The organism is Streptomyces sp. ISL-98, from assembly GCF_018614055.1.
GTDB classification, from domain to species: domain Bacteria; phylum Actinomycetota; class Actinomycetes; order Streptomycetales; family Streptomycetaceae; genus Streptomyces; species Streptomyces spiramyceticus.
This window is the reverse complement of the sequence record NZ_JAGGPB010000089.1, coordinates 1-15074: the sequence shown is the minus strand read 5'-3', so window position 1 is coordinate 15074 and position 15074 is coordinate 1. Positions and strand designations below refer to the sequence as shown.

Below are 15074 nucleotides of genomic sequence, written 5' to 3'. Positions count from 1 at the left end.
CTGTCGCAACACGCTATGAAAAACGCGCCTACATCTACCTCGGCTCCGTCACACTCGCAGCCCTCGCTATCTGGCTCCGAACATGATCCGAGAAACAGTGCCTAGTTCAGAGAAGGCGCCGTTCATGCCGAAGTCGGCCAGGCGGTAGAAGCTGGTCTTGCCGGTCTTGTCGGCGAGCTTCTCCAGAACGCCCTTGCCCGGCACCCTGCGGTCGGCGATGGAGTGGGAGACGGCGAGCGCGGCGGCGGCCGCGCCGGGTGGCCGTGTAGGTGAGGCATGTGGTGAGGCCACGGCACGAGGGTCGAACGCGGAAGCGGTCATCGTCAGCGCCCAACTCGCGGACGGCCGGCTCACGACGCCAGGGGGCCAGGGCCGGATTGAACTCCCGGACGTGGTCCGACCGCCGAGTTGTACCAGGCGGCCGTCACCCTGGCATCACTGCTGATGTGGGCGGGACATTTGATGACAGACGTCTATCTCAACGGTTCGCTCAGCTCGATGGAGCGCAGAGCCGCCGCCAGGGTCAGTTCGTCGCCGATGTCGAGGGCCGTGTCGGTCAGCTTGATGACGTGTTCGTCGCCGTGCGCCTGGGCCCGTTCGAAGACCTCGTCGGGGGTGAAGGTGCCCGGCGGAGTGTATGCGGCCGGGGCGTCGGGCGCGTACATCGCGGTTACCGCCGCGGAAGCCGTCCAGGCGGCCCGCAGGCTCGGTACCCACAGGGCGTGCGGGAGCGCGGGCAGGGTGCGCAGGACAGCGTTGGGAGCCGTAGCGGCGTGGACCAGCATCGTCTCCTCGCCGTGGCCGTGAGTGGCATACCGCTGGGTGGCCGCCCGCACCAGTTCGGTGAGGCAGTGGTGCGCCTCGTTGGGGTCCGTGATCGTGGCCGCCCACACCGGCAGGCCCGTGACGCGGCTGAGCCGGGCCGGGAAGCCGCCGTCCCGTTCGGCGATGGGCGATACCGCGTCGAGGGCGGCGGCTGCGCTGTCGGCGGCGGGCAGCGGGGCGAGGTCCGCGACGGGGCGGTGGCGGGCGGCCCAGTAACCGAGGCCGTGGGCGAGTTCGACCAGACGGGGTTCGGTGCTCTCGCTGGCCAGAAGAGTGCGCACGGCGTGGCCCACCCGGATCACCGGGTGCGTCGAGCCGCCGTACATACCGGGCAGAAGACGGGGCCACCACTGCGTGAGCACCTCGCACCAGGGACGTTCGGTGATCTCGCGCTCGAAGTAGCCGATCCAGTCGGCGGCGCGGCGCGGATCACCGAGCGCGAAACGCCAGTTGGCGGCCGTGACCGGCTCGACGCCGGACGGGAACTCCTCAAGCTTGCGTGCGTACAGATCGAGCCAGCGGTGCACCGATCGTGCCTGTCCGTGAGCGGCGAGGGCCTCGACGGCCATCGGCGCGTGATTGGTGAGCCGCCCGAGCCGCTCGGGCCCTGAGTTGTGCAGTCGCTGGAGCGCTTCGTCGAGAATGCCCGTCGTATCCATGGCGAGGACGGTAGGCGAGGCGCCACGACGGCGTAACAGGCTGAAGGCTTAAGACCCGACCTAGGTCCTGCCGTCGAATTGGAGCCTGGCACGCCTGCCGTGTCGCTGAATTTGACGACAGGACCTAGGAGAACGTCCCCATCCCAGATCAGATCCACCGCTCGACCTCAACGAATACCCGAAGAGACAGCATTGGAAGGAGCCAGAATCTCAACACGCAGCACTTGACAGGGAAGCGCTGTGCCAGGGGTTCTCGGTGACGGGGTTGCCGTCCTGGTAGACGAGGTGGTCGCAGTGGATGCCCTTGGCGACCGTGTCCTTCGGGTGCTGAAGCCACTGGTCGCACAGCGGGTGAAGGCCGTCGAAGACTGCGGCCAGGGTGCCCAGCAGCGCGAGGGACTCGATGGTGTTGAGGCGATCGGTCATGCTGAGGGTGCTCCTCATCTCGGGTTCGGGGTGCAGGGGTGTGCGGGGCGGCCGGCGTCTTGCCGATGCTGCGGGCGCCCCGAGGTGCCTTCGCCCCCGGCCAGTTCGGCCGGGGGCGGCGGTATGTCAGAAAGGTGGCTCGTCCCACTCCGGGACGGGCAGGGGCCGAAGGACGCGCTGCGGGTGGTCCCAGCACCAGCACAGCTTCTTCGCGGCCTCGATGTCGTCGGGCGCGGCCGGGACGCCGCGGTTCATCGCGCGGCAGCCGGCGGCGTGGGAGTTGGCGAGGTCGGCAGCCTCCGCCTCGGACAGCGGGGTGCGGCTGCTGCTGGCAGCGGCGCGGAAGGTGCAACCGAGGCAGGCGGCGGCGAAATACGCGGTGCCTCGGTCTCCGTCGGCGGTGCAGACGAGAACGTACGAGTGATCGCGAGGCCGGACGGGTCTTTGACCCGGCAGAAGGCGTCACCGCGACAGCTGACCAGTTCGCGTGTGGCGTGCAACCTTATGAGCACTTCATGAGTCTTCTCGCTGACCACCGCTGTGGTCGCACCTACGAGGAGACCCTCATTTCCGCTATACGCAAGACCCTGACCGCCACTGCCGTCGCCACCGTGGTCCTGGTGGGCTCATCCGGCTGTGGCACGGTGGAGAACTTGTCCGCCGGGCAGACGCTCGATCAGGCCTTCGACACGCTCGGCAAGGAGCACTCGCTCTCCTTCGAGCTGGACCTGGACGCCGATGCCGGGACGCTGAAGGCGCTGGATGCCGAGTCAGAGCCCGACGAGAAAATGCCTGAAGAGGTCGCCGAGCTGCTCAGCGGCGCGCGAATCTCGGTGTCCATGCAGTCCAAGAAGCCGTTCGATGAGTCCGGCGAGAAGGACTTCACCGGCATGGCCTGGAAGTTCAGCAGCCCGGACGGTGACCTGTTCGAGTACCGGGTGGTCGGCGACTACACCTACTTCCGCGCCGATGTGGACGCGCTCGCGAAGATGACGGGCAACCCGATGCCGTCCGCCGACGAACTGCCCAACAGCGCCGGGGCGTTGAAGAAGGTACTCAACGGCGAGTGGGTCAAGGTCTCGACGAAGGACCTCGAGAAGACCCGCGACGAGATGGAGGAGATGCAGGCCCCGGAAGGCGGGAAGCCCTCGGCGGAACCCACGCTCGACGCCAAGACACAGAAGAAGCTCATGAAGGCCCTGCGTCAGGTGATCGCCCGGGAGGTCGACTTCAAGACCTCCGGCGGAAAGGACGGCACCGAGCACATCACGGCCACGGCCCCCTTCCGTACTCTGCTGACCGAGCTGTTCGACGAGATCCGCCCGCTGGCGAAGGAACTGCCGCCGGGTGCAGAACTACCCACGGACAAGGACCTCAAGGAGGCACCGAACAAGAAGGTCACAGCCGACTTCACGCTCAAGAACGGTGCGCTGGCCGAGGTCTCCGTGGACCTGGCCAAGCTGGCGGAGAACGCGAAGGTCAAGAAGCTCGCACTGGTGCTGCGCATGGGTAAGGGCGAAAAGGTCAGTGCTCCGGCCGGAGCCACCGAGGTGAAGCTGGAAGAGCTGATGTCGGGCTTCTTGCAGGGAGCCTCGGGGGAGACGTTCCCGGAGGAAGACTTCCCGGACGCTGCCCATGGGTGACACCTGGCGGGCACAGCCGTCAGCTTCACCTGAACCGCAGGAACCCGGGAGCTGGCGCGGGTAGCGGGGCCGGGGCGGGTGGGGCACGGGCGCTCGATCCTGCGGCGCGGCTGGGGCGTGAGCCGGGATGTCCTGCAATAGGTCGCGGGCAGTGGTACGCCCCGCCGACGGGTTTTCTGTCGGCGGGGCGCGGCGCGGTGCGTGAGGCCGGACGGCCTGTGCGGTCCTCGCCAGCAGCACTGGAGCGCGGTTGGGCGAGGGCCAGGCGGAGCGTCCGGAAGCCAGTCGCAGATCCGCTTACATGCTGATGGCCCGCACCCTTCGGGGGTGCGGGCCTTATCAGCCGTGGAGGAGACTCAGAGATCAGAGATCGGAGGGCAGTTGTTTCCCGGTCTCAGCGTCGTAGGCGGTGCCGGTGGGGGACAGGCGGACTGTCCTGGATGTGGCCCCGGAGCCTTCCCTCCAGGTCTTTCCGCCGATCGCTATGCGGACTAGGCACTGTTTCTCGGATCTCCTGACGTGGGTGGGTTGTTGGGGTCAGGCTGGTCCTGTGGGCCGTGGGGATCTGACGAATGCGGAGTGGGATCGGCTGGAGTCGTTCTTACCTCCTGGTGGAGCGCGTGGAGGTCGGTGGAGCAATCACCGTCGGGTGATCAACGGGGTTCTCTACAGGGTGCGGACTGGTGTGCAGTGGCGGGACCTGCCGGAGCGGTTCGGGCCGTGGGAAACGGTCTATAAACGGCATCGTCGCTGGTCAGCTGATGGAACCTGGAAGATGCTGCTGTCTCGCATCCAGGCAGCCGAGGATGCCGCGGGCGGGATCGACTGGGACGTGTCGGTGGACTCGACGGCGGTGCGGGCTCACCAGCACGCTGCCGGCGCGAGGAAAGCGCCGCCTGCCGCCATGGCTCAAAAGGGGACCGACGGGGGGACGAACCAGGTCGATCCGGTACTGCGGAAACTGGCGGTCCGGATGGAGGAGGTGGTCAGATCGGCGAGTGTCTGGGACGTTCCCGCGGAGGATTCACCACCAAGATCCACCTCGTCGCCGAGGGGCGATGCCGGCCCCTCGCCTTCGTCCTGACACCCGGACACTACGGTGACGGGCCCCAGCTCGAGCGGGTGCTGGAGCAGGTCTCCGTGCCCCGAGCCGGAGTCGGCCGGCCTCGCACCCGGCCCGATCGTGTCCTGGCAGACAAGGCATACACATCCCGGAGGAACCGCTGCTACCTGCGACGACGCGGAATCCGGCACACGATCCCCGAACGTCTCGACCAGCGCAGACACCGGCAGAACCGAGGTTCTCGAGGAGGTCGACCCACCGGTTTCGACAGCGAGCGCTACAAGAAACGCAACACTGTCGAACGCGCCATCAATCGACTGAAGGGCTTCCGTGCTGTCGCAACACGCTATGAAAAACGCGCCTACATCTACCTCGGCACCGTCACCCTCGCGACCCTCGTGATCTGGCTCCGAACATGATCCGAGAAACAGCACCTAGAGCAGACGGCCCGTGCCCAGACCACCATAGGCTGGTCGACGATCCGTAAGTCCTACTGACGCCTGCGCCCCGCACCGTTCAGAGCGCGACAGGGCGTGGAAGTGTCGTCCTGGAGACCGTCCGTCACACTGGGCCCACGTTCCCCTCTCGCCGCCTCGCCCGGCGAGGCGCCCCCCTGAGCGAGCTGTTCTCCGCCCGACTGCGCTGGGCGCTCGCGGGCATCGTCGCCTGCGTCCTCGCCCTGAGCGTCACCACCACCCTGCTCACGGACGCCAACCCCGCACATGCCGCCTACCTCACCCTGCTCGACCTGTTCTCCATCAACGACCCGGTCGTCGACGAATCCATCACCCGTCAGATCCTGCAGCTCCTGTCCGGGCTAGGGCCTGTGTGATGTCGTGCTCAACCTTGCCGAACCGGATCCGCCTGGAAAACGGATCCGGTAGGAAGGCAATCGTGACGCGCAGGCAACTCACCGGTATGCAATGGAAGTTGATCGAGCCGTTCCTGCCGATCGGCGAGTACGGCCCGTACCCTGAGCGGCTGCGGGATCAGTTCGAGGGGGTGATCTGGCGGTTCAGGACAGGCTCGCAGTGGCGTGAGATGCCAAGCGAGTTCGGGCCTTGGCCTACCGTCTACGGACGCTTTCGGGTCTGGCGGAATGCCGGTGTCTTCACCGCCTTGCTGGAGGCCCTGATCGCCGAGGCGGCGCGCCGAGCCAGGGCGGATTTATCCCTGGTCAGCGTGGATTCCACGAGCACTCGCGCCCACCACGATGCCGCCGGGATGCTCGTTGGCAAGGACGTCATGGAGGCTCTGGAGGAAGCCGCCGCCGAGCAACAGGCTCGGCAAAAGGGGGGTGGCGAGGGGGAACACAACGGGCAGCACAGCGAAAACGAGCCTGAGCGGGAGGAGCGTCGACGCGTCCGCCGGCGACGCAGGATTCGCCTGAAGGAAGCACTGCTCGGCAGGTCACGCGGCGGGCTGACCTGCAAGATTCACCTCGTCGCCGACCGCTGTCGTTCGTCCTTACGGCTGGGCAGGCCGCGGACAGCCCCCAGTTCATCCCCGTGCTGAAGAAGATCCGCGTCCGCGTGCCGGTCGGCCGGCCCCGCACCCGCCCAGGCGCGGTCGCCGCGGACAAGGCCTACTCGTCCCGCGGCAACCGCGCTTACCTGTGCAAACGCCAGATCAAGGCGGTCATCCCGGAGAAGAAGGACCAGGCCGCCAACCGCAAGAAGAGGGCAGCCGAGGCGGCAGGCCCGTCAGCCACGACGCCGGCCTCTACAAGACGCCCGAGAGCTACCTCGCCGGCCTCGAACTCCGTGCCTCGATGATCTGGCTCCCGGACCTCTTACGAGCAGCCGATGGATCACGACATCACACAGACCCTAGGAGCGCCGGTACCGCGTCCATGCTTGCCAGCCCGTCCAGCACCTGTCGCCCCGTCACGCCCCAAGGCCGGTGGTACCCGTAGTGCCCTGCTCACCCGCCGCACCACTGCCTCTTCCGCACGGAAATACGCCGGCCGCACCCTGCGCGGGCAGTACGGCCAGTACCGGCCCGCCAACCGACTGACCATCACTTCTTGGCATTCTCCGCTCGCGTGTGAAGGGACATTCGCACATCAGCACTGGCTTCGACGTCCGCGGGATCGGTGGCCGCATCGGTGCCGAGACCCTCGGCGCGTCGACAACGCTCCCGCCGTCCTCGACGCGATCAACGCCGCGCTCCTGGAGTACAAGGCGCTCCTCTTCCGTCATCAGCGCCTCGAGCATCGTTTCTGTGGACTGGGACGAGGCAATCCGGGCCGTGAACTCCCAAGAACGAGAACGCGGCCGAGCGCCGCAGGTAGTTCGTGTCACTGAAGTACTGCACCCCCACCCCGCACGCCAGGGTTGAGTCGGCCGATCAGGGGCAGATACCGCGATTTTGCGTACTCCCTTCGAGCAAGACGTTACTGATAAAGGGCGAACCGGCACAATGTGGGTGCGGGTGGTGGAAGGCGAATCGACGGGAGAGTGGTGCATGCCTTTTCGGAGGAGTAAGGCGCAGCTGAAGGCCCGGGCCGGGCAGGCGGCGGAAAGTGGATACCGTGCGGTGGACGGGCGGCTGCCTGTCAGCGAGCTGGCCAGGCAGTTGTTGCGCAAAGCCTTTCCCGACCACTGGTCCTTTCTCCTCGGCGAGATCGCCCTTTACTCGTTTGTGGTGCTGCTCCTCACCGGCGTGTATCTCACCCTGTTCTTCGACCCGAGCATGATGGAGAGCGTCTACACCGGTTCCTATGTGCCCCTTCAGGGCGAGAGGATGACCCAGGCGTACGCCACCACCCTCAACCTCAGCTTCGCCGTGAGAGGAGGCCTGCTGGTCCGTCAGATCCACCACTGGGCGGCACTGGTGTTCCTCGCCGCGATTGCCGTCCATCTGTTGCGGATCTTCTTCACTGGCGCTTTCCGCAAACCGCGGGAGGTCAATTGGATCGTGGGCGTCACACTGTTCGTTCTCGCGCTCCTCGAAGGATTCGCAGGCTACTCGCTGCCCGACGACCTGCTGTCCGGTACGGGCTTGAGGACGGCTGCCACCATCATGGGGTCGATCCCGGTCGTCGGAACGTACCTGGAGCTGTTCGTCTTCGGAGGAGAGTTCCCGGGCAATGTCGTCATCCCGCGTCTGTACATCGTGCATGTCCTGCTCGTGCCCGGCCTGATGGCGGCGCTGATCACCGCTCACCTCATCCTGGTGGTCTATCTCAAACACACCCACTGGGCGGCCCAGGGGAAGATCAACAAGAACGCCGTCGGTTCGCCGGCCTTCCCTCAGTTCACCGCAAAGACCACCGGTTTCTTCTTTGCGGTGTTCGGCGTACTGACCTTGGTGGGCGCGCTCGCCCAGATCAATCCCGTATGGAACTACGGCCCCTACCGCGCCGACCTGGTCTCCGGTAACGCACAGCCGGACTGGTATGTCGGGTTCCTGGAGGGGGCGCTCCGGCTGATGCCGCCGTGGGAGACCGATATCGCGGGCCACACCATCATGTGGAATGTGTTCATTCCGGCGATCGTGCTGCCCGGCGTCGTCTTCACGGTGCTGTTCCTCTATCCCTTCTTCGAGAAGTGGGTGACGGGCGATCGCAGGGAACACCATCTGTGCGACCGGCCGCGCAACCGGTCGACCCGTACGGGGCTCGGCGTGGCGGCCATCGTCTTCTACGCCGTTCTCCTGGTCGCCGGCGGCGATGACGTCGTCGCGTTCTCCTTCCGGATTTCGATCGAGGCCATGACCTGGATCCTCAGAATCGCGCTGATCGTCGCCCCGCTCCTGGCCTTCGCGGTGACCAAGCGCCTCTGCCTGGCCCTTCAGATGCGGGACCGCCGCCGGCTGACCGAGGGCGAGGAAACCGGTCAGGTGACCCAGTCGGCGTACGGCGCCCTCTCGGAAGGCCACCGCAGCCTGAGCCCGACGGCCCGCTACCGCCTGCTGATGCGTGATGTGCCGACGCCCCTGGAGCTCCCCGTGGAGGGCCCGATCTCGCGTCGGCGACGGCTGAGGACAGTGTTGAGCGGCTGGTACTACGGGGACATCGTGGAGCTGCCCGCCACGGACGAGCAACGGTCTCTGATCGCGGAACGGAGCGCGCCGCCGGAGCCGGCCGGCGAGCGCCAGGACTGAAGAGCCGCCCCTCAGCCCTGCGGACGGGCGTACTGGAAGACCAGCCCGAACACCCCCATCAGCAGCACGCCCAGGCCGATCAGGAAGAGCCACAGACCGAACACCACCCCGAGGGCCGCCAGGGCCGACCCCGCGGCGGTCAGCACCGGCCAGGCGCTGTGCGGAGGGAAGAAGTCCACCGGACCGGATCGCTCATGGACTTTCCCGTCCCCGCGGTCCTCGGGGCGCAGTCCCTTCCTCCGGTAGTTGGTGGCGAAGAAAAATGTAACCAGCAACGCCATGAGGAACGAGACGGTGAGCGCCGCCGTACCGGCTGGATCCTTGGACCACACGGCGTAGAGAACATCGGTCACGAGAAAGAATCCCGCGACTCCGGCGAAGAGGATGCCCTCGGTCTTCATTCGCCCGTCTCCTCTGGAGTGCCCGGAGTGGTTGGGGACCCGCCTCGGCCGAAGCTCGGTTTCTCCTTCTCCAGTGTCTCCGGGTGGTTCAGGTCGAAGGCCGGCGAGTCGGAACGCACCCGGGGCAGAGTATGGAAATTGTGCCTTGGGGGTGGACAGGAGGTCGCCCACTCCAAGGAGCGGCCGAACCCCCAGGGATCGTCCGCCTCGACTCTCGGTGCGTAACGGCTGGTGCGCCACACGTTGTACAGGAATGGCAGTGTCGACAGGCCCAGCAGAAAGGAGCCGATGGACGAGATCGTATTGAGGAAGGTGAACCCGTCCGCCGCGAGATAGTCGGCATAGCGGCGAGGCATTCCGGACTGCCCCAGCCAGTGTTGGACCAGGAAGGTAATCTGAAAGCCGAAGAACAAGGTCCAGAAGTGGATACGCCCGAGGCGTTCGTCGAGCATGCGTCCCGTCCACTTGGGCCACCAGAAATAGAACCCGCCGAACATCGCGAAGACCACCGTTCCGAAGAGTACGTAATGGAGGTGGGCGACGATGAAGTACGAGTCGGTGAGGTGGAAGTCCAGCGGGGGCGAGGCGATCAGCACCCCGCTGAGGCCGCCGAGGAGAAACGTGACGAGGAAGCCCACCGCCCAGAGCATGGGTGTCTCGAAGGAGATACTGCCGTGCCACATGGTGCCAATCCAGTTGAAGAACTTTACCCCCGTGGGCACGGCGATGATGAACGACATGGCGGCGAAGAACGGCAGGAGGACGGCTCCCGTCGCGAACATGTGATGGGCCCAGACGACCGCTGAGAGCATGGTGATGGCGATCGTGGCCATGACCATGCCGAAATACCCGAACATGGGCTTTCGGCTGAACGTAGGAATGATCTCACTCACCACTCCGAAGAACGGCAACGCGACGATATAGACCTCGGGGTGGCCGAAGAACCAGAACATGTGCTGCCACAGAAGCGCGCCGCCGTTGGCGGAGTCGTAGATATGGGACCCGAACTTCCGGTCGGCTTCGAGGGCGAGCAGCGCGGCGGCGAGCACCGGGAACGCGAGCAGCGCGAGGACCGAGGTGAAGAGAATATTCCAAGTGAAGATCGGCAGCCGGAACATGGTCATTCCCGGGGCGCGCAGACAGACGATCGTGGCGATGAAGTTGACCGATGCCAGGGTTGTGCTGATCCCGGACAGCACCAGGCCCATGGTCCACAGGTCTCCGCCGGCGCCGGGCGAGAAAACGGCGCTGTTCAGCGGGGCGTAGGCGAACCAGCCGAAGTGGGCCGCGCCGCCCGGGACGACGAATCCGGACACCACGATGACTCCGCCGAAGAGGAAGAGCCAGTAGGTGAGCGCGTTGAGTCGTGGGAAGGCAACGTCGGGCGCGCCGATCTGCAGCGGCATGATGGCGTTCGCGAAGCCGCCGAACATTGGCGTGGCGAACAGCAGCATCATGACGGTGCCGTGGATGGTGAACAGCTGGTTGTACTGTTCGGCGCTGACGATCTGCATGCCGGGCCGGGCCAACTCCGCTCGCATGACCATGGCCATCACCCCGCCCAGCAGGAAGAACCCGAACGCGGTCACCATGTAGAGATTGCCGATGACCTTGTGGTCCGTGGTCGTCAGCCAGCCCATGAGCCTGACGCCGGCGCTGATGCGCCTGTTGGTCACCGGCTCGGCCGCTGCGGCTTCCTGCTGGTCCAGCGCCATCGGTTCTCCATCCCGTCTCTGGTGACTCGATGGTGGAGCCTTCCACCACGGACGGACGTACGACTGGCCGTACGACTGGCGGTGGCGCCCCGAATTTCACCGGTTCACCGGCGCACCGAACGACGTCCGAGTGTCCCGCCGCGTCCTGAATCCCAGTCGGTCATGAGGATCTGCAGCGAGGACTGCAGACGTGGCGTGAGGGGGGCTGCAGGACGCCCTGCCCGAAGGATCCGCGTCGCGGCTTGAGCAGAGTTCGGCTCCATTCAGCGAGCGGCAGCCGCGGCCGCTGAGCTGCGGAGGTCGAGCAGGATCGTGTCCGGGACGGGTAACCCGGCGCGCGCCAGCCTCAGGTGCGCCCGGTGCTTGTCCAGTCCGGTCATGAAGCGGATTTCCGGATGTCCTGGCCGTGCGTGAACTCGATGCCGGAAAGGTCTGCCAGAACCTTCAATTTATCCCCCTAAGACCGTGTCCTACATGGTCAGTTGGCAGCTGTGCTGGTCATGGGGAGTGGACGGTGGGGATGGATCGTTCCGGACAGACTGTGGGAGATAGCGAGGCCGTTGCTGCCGCCGGCTCGGGTGCGGCCGCAAGGTGGCGGGGTCGCGAACATCGATGATGAGGCGGTGCTCGCCGCGATCATCTACCGTGGACCGGGGCAAGCCGGGTTCCAAGATGCACGTCCTGTCGGACGCGAACGGACTGCCCCTACGCGTCGGGCTCTCCGCGGCCAACACCCACGACAGCCAGGCCCTGAAGCCGATGCTGTCCCATTTCCACATGGGACACGAATCCCACGCGACCGAATCGAAGCCCCGCCGCCTTCATACAGATAAGGCGTTTGACGTCCCCCACCTGCGACGATGGCTCTGGGGCAAGCACATCGGGGTCCGTATCGCCCGCAAGGGCATCGAGTCCAGCGAACGGCTCGGCCGCCGCCGATGGGACGCACCATGTCCTGGCTGACCGGCTACCGCAGACTCAACCACCGCTACGAACGGAACCCAGGCAACTACCTGGCCTTTCTCGGACTGGCAGCCGCTCTCTGCTGCTACAACCGGCTCCTCAAACTGACCGTGTAGGACACGGTCTTAGTTGCCGAGGACCCGCTCCCACAGCAGCCCGTCCCGCCAGCTCCCGTCGAGAAAGATCGAGGAGTGCGCGACGCCGTACGGGCTGAACCCGTTGCGGCGCAGCACCCGCTGCGACGGCAGATTCTCCAGATTGGTGGACGCCTCGGCGCGGTGCAACCCGAGTTCGTCCGTCATCACCTGGAGTACAAGCCCGACGGCGTGCCCGGCGTGCCCTTGATTCTGGGCGACGCGGGCGATCCAGTATCCGACGGAGCCGCGGCGCAGGTGCGGCTGCGGCAGGATGCCTCCGACGGTGACCTGCCCGATCACCTGGTCGTCGGCGAGCACCACGCCCGGCCAGACCGCGCCGGCCCGGTATCCGGCCAGCAGGCTGTCGATCCGCTCCGCCTGGCCCTCCGGGGTGAAGAAGTCGGCCGGCTGGGCCGGTTCCCACGGCCGGAAGGCCTCGAAGTCCCGCACCCGATGCGCGGCGATCGGGGCGGCGTCGGTGGGCTCGATCAGGCGGATCCTGGTGCTGCTGCGCATGGGCTGATCCTCGTCGCGGTGCGTCGGATGAGACGGCAGCCTATGCGAGGGTGCCCGCGCCGCCGCACCCTACGCCCGCCGGAGGATCGAGTCGATCGCGCAGCTCGTGTTCTCGCCGAACAAGTCCAGAGACCGGGTGTCGAGCTGGTACTGATGCGGGCTGCTCCGGAGGAACTCCCGGAGGGTAGCCCGCTTCGCCAGGCTGTCCTCGACCAGTAGGTAGTCACCGGCGGCCAGTCGGGCGTCGAAGAAGTCGAGCACGGCTCGGACGCGCGCGTGCGCGTCCTCGATCACCAGCCAGGGCCTGGGCAGGTCGTCGCAGTCAGCGAGCACCTCGCCGAGGTGGCCAACGTCCCCGGTCCGAAAGCTCACCCGGTCGTCCGTGAGGTCCACCGCGGTGCCCACGGGAAAGGTCGACCAAGTCCTGCTCATCCAGCAGCTGGAGGACCTTCTGATGCAGCCGTCCCCAGACCCCGGCGCGAGACCAGACGACGAAGCGGCGGTGCACGGTCGACTTTGACGCCCCGAAGCACGGCGGTAGGGCCCGCCAGGCACACCCGCTGACCAGCACGTAGATGATCGCGGCGAACACCGCCTCATCATCGATGCTCGCGACCCCGCCGCCTTGCGGCCGCACCCGAGCCGGCGGCAGCAACGGCCTCGCTATCTCCCACAGTCCGTCCGGAACGATCCATCCCCACCGTCCACTCCCTATGACCAGGACACTGCCAACTGACCATGTAGGACACGGGTCTAAGAACTCCTAACGAAATGATCTTCAAGGTGGTTGGATCACTCCGGACTGATGATCCGGGGGTTGGGGTGGCTCGGCCGAAGCCGTGGGAAGTCGACGACGAGCTGTGGGCGGTGATCGAGCGGCTGCTACCGAAGGTGGAGCGTCGGCCCCTGCATCCCGGGCGTCGCCCGTCGGGGCACCGAGCATGGCTCCGGACTCGGCGCCCAACGCTGGGTCGTGGAGCGAGCATTCGCCCACCTGCACTGGTTCCGCCGCCTGCGGATCCGTTGGGAGATACGCGACGACATCCACGAAGCCTTCCTCACCCTCGGATGCGCACTGATCTGCTGGCGACGCCTGAACTCCCGGCAGGAGTTTCAAGACAGGCACGGCTTACATTGACAGCCCGGTGGCCGACCTCAGGTTGGCTTGCGCCAAACGGAGATGTGCTTCGCGGAGTCCTGGGCGAACGGCCCCCCGTCCCAGTCCGCGACGCGACGTTCCAGCTCGAGCCCAGCGATCCGTGCCATGAGGTCGAGCTCTGCCGGCCAGGCGTATCGGTGCCGGGAGTTGCCGCGGCGGTAGCGGCCGTCGTCGCCGTCGCGGGTGAAGTGGTGCGAGACGAGAATCTGCTCGACCAGGTCGAAGGTGTCGAAGCCGAGATGCTGATCGGAGACATCGAACGGCACCGCGACCTGGCCGGGCGGCAGGAACCGCAGCGGCGGCACGCCCAGCTCGATGACGAATCGGCCGCCGGGCTCCAGATGACGTGCGGCGTTGCGGAAGCACTCGACCTGCTCGTCCTGCGTGAGCAGGTTCGTGATGGTGTTGTAGACGAGATAGACCAGGGTGAACTCGCCTGGGACGACGGTGGTAGCCATGTCCCCGATGGTTACCGGGAGCGTGCTCTCGTCGATCTTGCGCCGCAGCACCGCTGCCATGTGCTCGGACAGTTCGATGCCCACTACCGGCACGCCGCGTTCCCGGAGCGGGACGCCCACTCGTCCGGTTCCGATGGCGAACTCCAGTGCCCGGCCGTCTCCGGCAAGCTCGGCGAGGAAGGCGAGAGTCGGTCCGAGAACGGCAGCCGAGGACGTTTCGGTCTCCTCGGCGTCGTAGCGGTCGGCGGTCGCACGGGTCCACAGTTCACTGCTCGTCACGGACGGCCACTTTGCCGGGTGCCGAGGGGCGCTGTCGACGTATTTACGTTCTCCTCGGCGCAGCGTGCACCGCCCACAGCTCGTCGTCGCCTTCCCACGGCTTCGGCCGAGCCACCCCAACCCCCGGATCATCAGTCCCGGAGTGATCCAACCACCTTGGAGATCATTTCGTTAGGAGTTCTAAGGGAGGCAACGGCTACCGGCAGCTCGCCCGGAGAGCCGGTATACGTGACGGTCCATGCGTGTCCTTCCGGCAGTTCTTCAATGTCCATGCGTATCCACTACCGCCGGTGCGCCGAGACCACCCAAGTGTCCCTCATTTACCTCCGCATTTGGCCCCACCTCTTCGCCAGGTCACCGCAGTCACAACCGGGAATCTCCGCCCTAGCGTTCTGCCAGCTCCACCCGGACCCTGGCATGGATTCCCCGTCTACGTGGCATGTCGGGACTCGGGAATTCCCTCACGCCGACCCGGTGATGCGGACTAGGTGTCGGCCGGTCAGCGCAGGGGGCGTTGGACGACAGAACTCGCGGCGGTCATGCAAGGCAAGCAGTTGGCCCCATCCCTCTCTTCGGAGGGAATCCCCGCCTTTAGGCGGGGATTCCCTCCGAAGAGAGGGATGGGGCCCACTGCTTGCCTTGCATGACCGCCGCGCGTTCTGTCGTCCAACGCCCGCGCCGCTGACCGGCCGACACCTAGTCCGCATCACCAGATCGGCGTGA

Annotated in this window: 12 protein-coding genes and 5 pseudogenes; 7 read left to right on the top strand and 10 right to left on the bottom strand. The window is 66.3% G+C overall.

Features of this window, described 5'->3' with window-relative positions:
* Positions 1-66 precede the first annotated feature (66 nt).
* The 4 genes from J7I98_RS38320 to J7I98_RS42430 all read right to left on the bottom strand — a co-directional run bounded on the left by J7I98_RS38320 (position 67) and on the right by J7I98_RS42430 (position 2165).
* Entirely contained in the window at positions 67-291 is a 225-nt protein-coding gene (locus tag J7I98_RS38320; RefSeq protein WP_251021804.1) for a hypothetical protein, read from the bottom strand.
* 182 nt (positions 292-473) lie between these two features.
* Positions 474-1484, bottom strand: a complete 1011-nt coding sequence (locus J7I98_RS38315; RefSeq protein ID WP_214929679.1) for a questin oxidase family protein — start codon at positions 1482-1484, stop codon at positions 474-476.
* A gap of 210 nt (positions 1485-1694) precedes the next feature.
* Positions 1695-1910, bottom strand: coding sequence for a hypothetical protein (locus J7I98_RS38310; protein ID WP_214929678.1), 216 nt, complete (start codon positions 1908-1910; stop codon positions 1695-1697).
* Between the two features lie 126 nt (positions 1911-2036).
* Complete coding sequence (locus tag J7I98_RS42430; RefSeq protein WP_285438141.1) at positions 2037-2165, bottom strand: hypothetical protein; 129 nt, start codon at positions 2163-2165, stop codon at positions 2037-2039.
* Between the two features lie 260 nt (positions 2166-2425).
* Between J7I98_RS42430 and J7I98_RS38305 the strand changes: the two genes are divergently transcribed.
* From J7I98_RS38305 to J7I98_RS38290, 4 genes and pseudogenes are all read left to right on the top strand, one after another.
* Positions 2426-3553, top strand: coding sequence for a hypothetical protein (locus tag J7I98_RS38305; RefSeq protein WP_251021803.1), 1128 nt, complete (start codon positions 2426-2428; stop codon positions 3551-3553).
* Between the two features lie 550 nt (positions 3554-4103).
* Positions 4104-5035 (top strand): IS5 family transposase gene (locus J7I98_RS38300; RefSeq protein WP_374225221.1). Its coding sequence is split into 2 segments (ribosomal slippage): positions 4104-4476 and positions 4476-5035, totalling 933 coding nucleotides; the frame shifts between segments, so codons are not numbered across the junction.
* A 475-nt stretch (positions 5036-5510) separates the two neighbouring features.
* Positions 5511-6423 (top strand): annotated as a pseudogene (locus J7I98_RS38295) (transposase); the annotation flags it as partial.
* 659 nt (positions 6424-7082) lie between these two features.
* Complete coding sequence (locus J7I98_RS38290; RefSeq protein WP_214929677.1) at positions 7083-8723, top strand: ubiquinol-cytochrome c reductase cytochrome b subunit; 1641 nt, start codon at positions 7083-7085, stop codon at positions 8721-8723.
* A gap of 11 nt (positions 8724-8734) precedes the next feature.
* Here J7I98_RS38290 and J7I98_RS38285 read toward each other — a convergent pair whose 3' ends face one another.
* Positions 8735-9124 carry a cytochrome c oxidase subunit 4 gene (locus J7I98_RS38285; protein WP_214929676.1) on the bottom strand — a complete coding sequence of 130 codons (390 nt, stop codon included), beginning with the start codon at positions 9122-9124 and terminating at the stop codon, positions 8735-8737.
* Positions 9121-10839, bottom strand: a complete 1719-nt coding sequence (ctaD, locus tag J7I98_RS38280) for a cytochrome c oxidase subunit I (RefSeq protein WP_214929675.1) — start codon at positions 10837-10839, stop codon at positions 9121-9123. Before ctaD ends, J7I98_RS38285 begins: the two co-directional genes overlap by 4 nt.
* A 500-nt stretch (positions 10840-11339) precedes the next feature.
* Between ctaD and J7I98_RS38275 the strand changes: the two are divergent.
* Positions 11340-11918, top strand: a pseudogene (locus J7I98_RS38275) (transposase).
* Between the two features lie 9 nt (positions 11919-11927).
* Here the strand turns inward: J7I98_RS38275 and J7I98_RS38270 are convergent.
* The 3 genes and pseudogenes from J7I98_RS38270 to J7I98_RS38260 all read right to left on the bottom strand — a co-directional run.
* On the bottom strand, positions 11928-12455 hold the full coding sequence (locus tag J7I98_RS38270) for a GNAT family N-acetyltransferase (protein WP_214929674.1): 528 nt from the start codon (positions 12453-12455) through the stop codon (positions 11928-11930).
* A 69-nt stretch (positions 12456-12524) separates the two neighbouring features.
* A complete protein-coding gene (locus J7I98_RS38265) occupies positions 12525-12788 on the bottom strand; it encodes a hypothetical protein (protein WP_251021802.1) in 264 nt (87 codons plus the stop codon).
* Positions 12762-13170: pseudogene (locus J7I98_RS38260) on the bottom strand (transposase); the annotation flags it as partial. The gene J7I98_RS38265 and the pseudogene J7I98_RS38260, both read right to left, overlap by 27 nt.
* A 107-nt stretch (positions 13171-13277) precedes the next feature.
* On the opposite strand from J7I98_RS38260, the pseudogene J7I98_RS43200 reads away from it, so the two are divergent.
* Together J7I98_RS43200 and J7I98_RS38255 are read left to right on the top strand one after the other, a co-directional pair.
* A pseudogene (locus J7I98_RS43200) lies at positions 13278-13406 on the top strand (IS5/IS1182 family transposase); the annotation flags it as partial.
* Positions 13369-13593: pseudogene (locus J7I98_RS38255) on the top strand (transposase); the annotation flags it as partial. The pseudogenes J7I98_RS43200 and J7I98_RS38255, both read left to right, overlap by 38 nt.
* Positions 13594-13610: 17 nt before the next feature.
* On the opposite strand, the gene J7I98_RS38250 reads toward J7I98_RS38255, so the two are convergent.
* A complete protein-coding gene (locus tag J7I98_RS38250) occupies positions 13611-14351 on the bottom strand; it encodes a class I SAM-dependent methyltransferase (RefSeq protein WP_214929672.1) in 741 nt (246 codons plus the stop codon).
* Positions 14352-15074: the final 723 nt, after the last annotated feature.

Bases quoted from the DNA above. Each gene is read 5' to 3' on its own strand.
- J7I98_RS38315 (WP_214929679.1), bottom strand. From the start codon at position 1,484: ATGGATACGACGGGCATTCTCGACGAAGCGCTCCAGCGACTGCACAAC.
- J7I98_RS38310 (WP_214929678.1), bottom strand. From the start codon at position 1,910: ATGACCGATCGCCTCAACACCATCGAGTCCCTCGCGCTGCTGGGCACC.
- J7I98_RS42430 (WP_285438141.1), bottom strand. From the start codon at position 2,165: ATGAACCGCGGCGTCCCGGCCGCGCCCGACGACATCGAGGCCGCGAAG.
- J7I98_RS38305 (WP_251021803.1), top strand. From the start codon at position 2,426: ATGAGTCTTCTCGCTGACCACCGCTGTGGTCGCACCTACGAGGAGACC.
- J7I98_RS38290 (WP_214929677.1), top strand. From the start codon at position 7,083: ATGCCTTTTCGGAGGAGTAAGGCGCAGCTGAAGGCCCGGGCCGGGCAG.
- J7I98_RS38285 (WP_214929676.1), bottom strand. From the start codon at position 9,124: ATGAAGACCGAGGGCATCCTCTTCGCCGGAGTCGCGGGATTCTTTCTC.
- ctaD (WP_214929675.1), bottom strand. From the start codon at position 10,839: ATGGCGCTGGACCAGCAGGAAGCCGCAGCGGCCGAGCCGGTGACCAAC.
- J7I98_RS38270 (WP_214929674.1), bottom strand. From the start codon at position 12,455: ATGCGCAGCAGCACCAGGATCCGCCTGATCGAGCCCACCGACGCCGCC.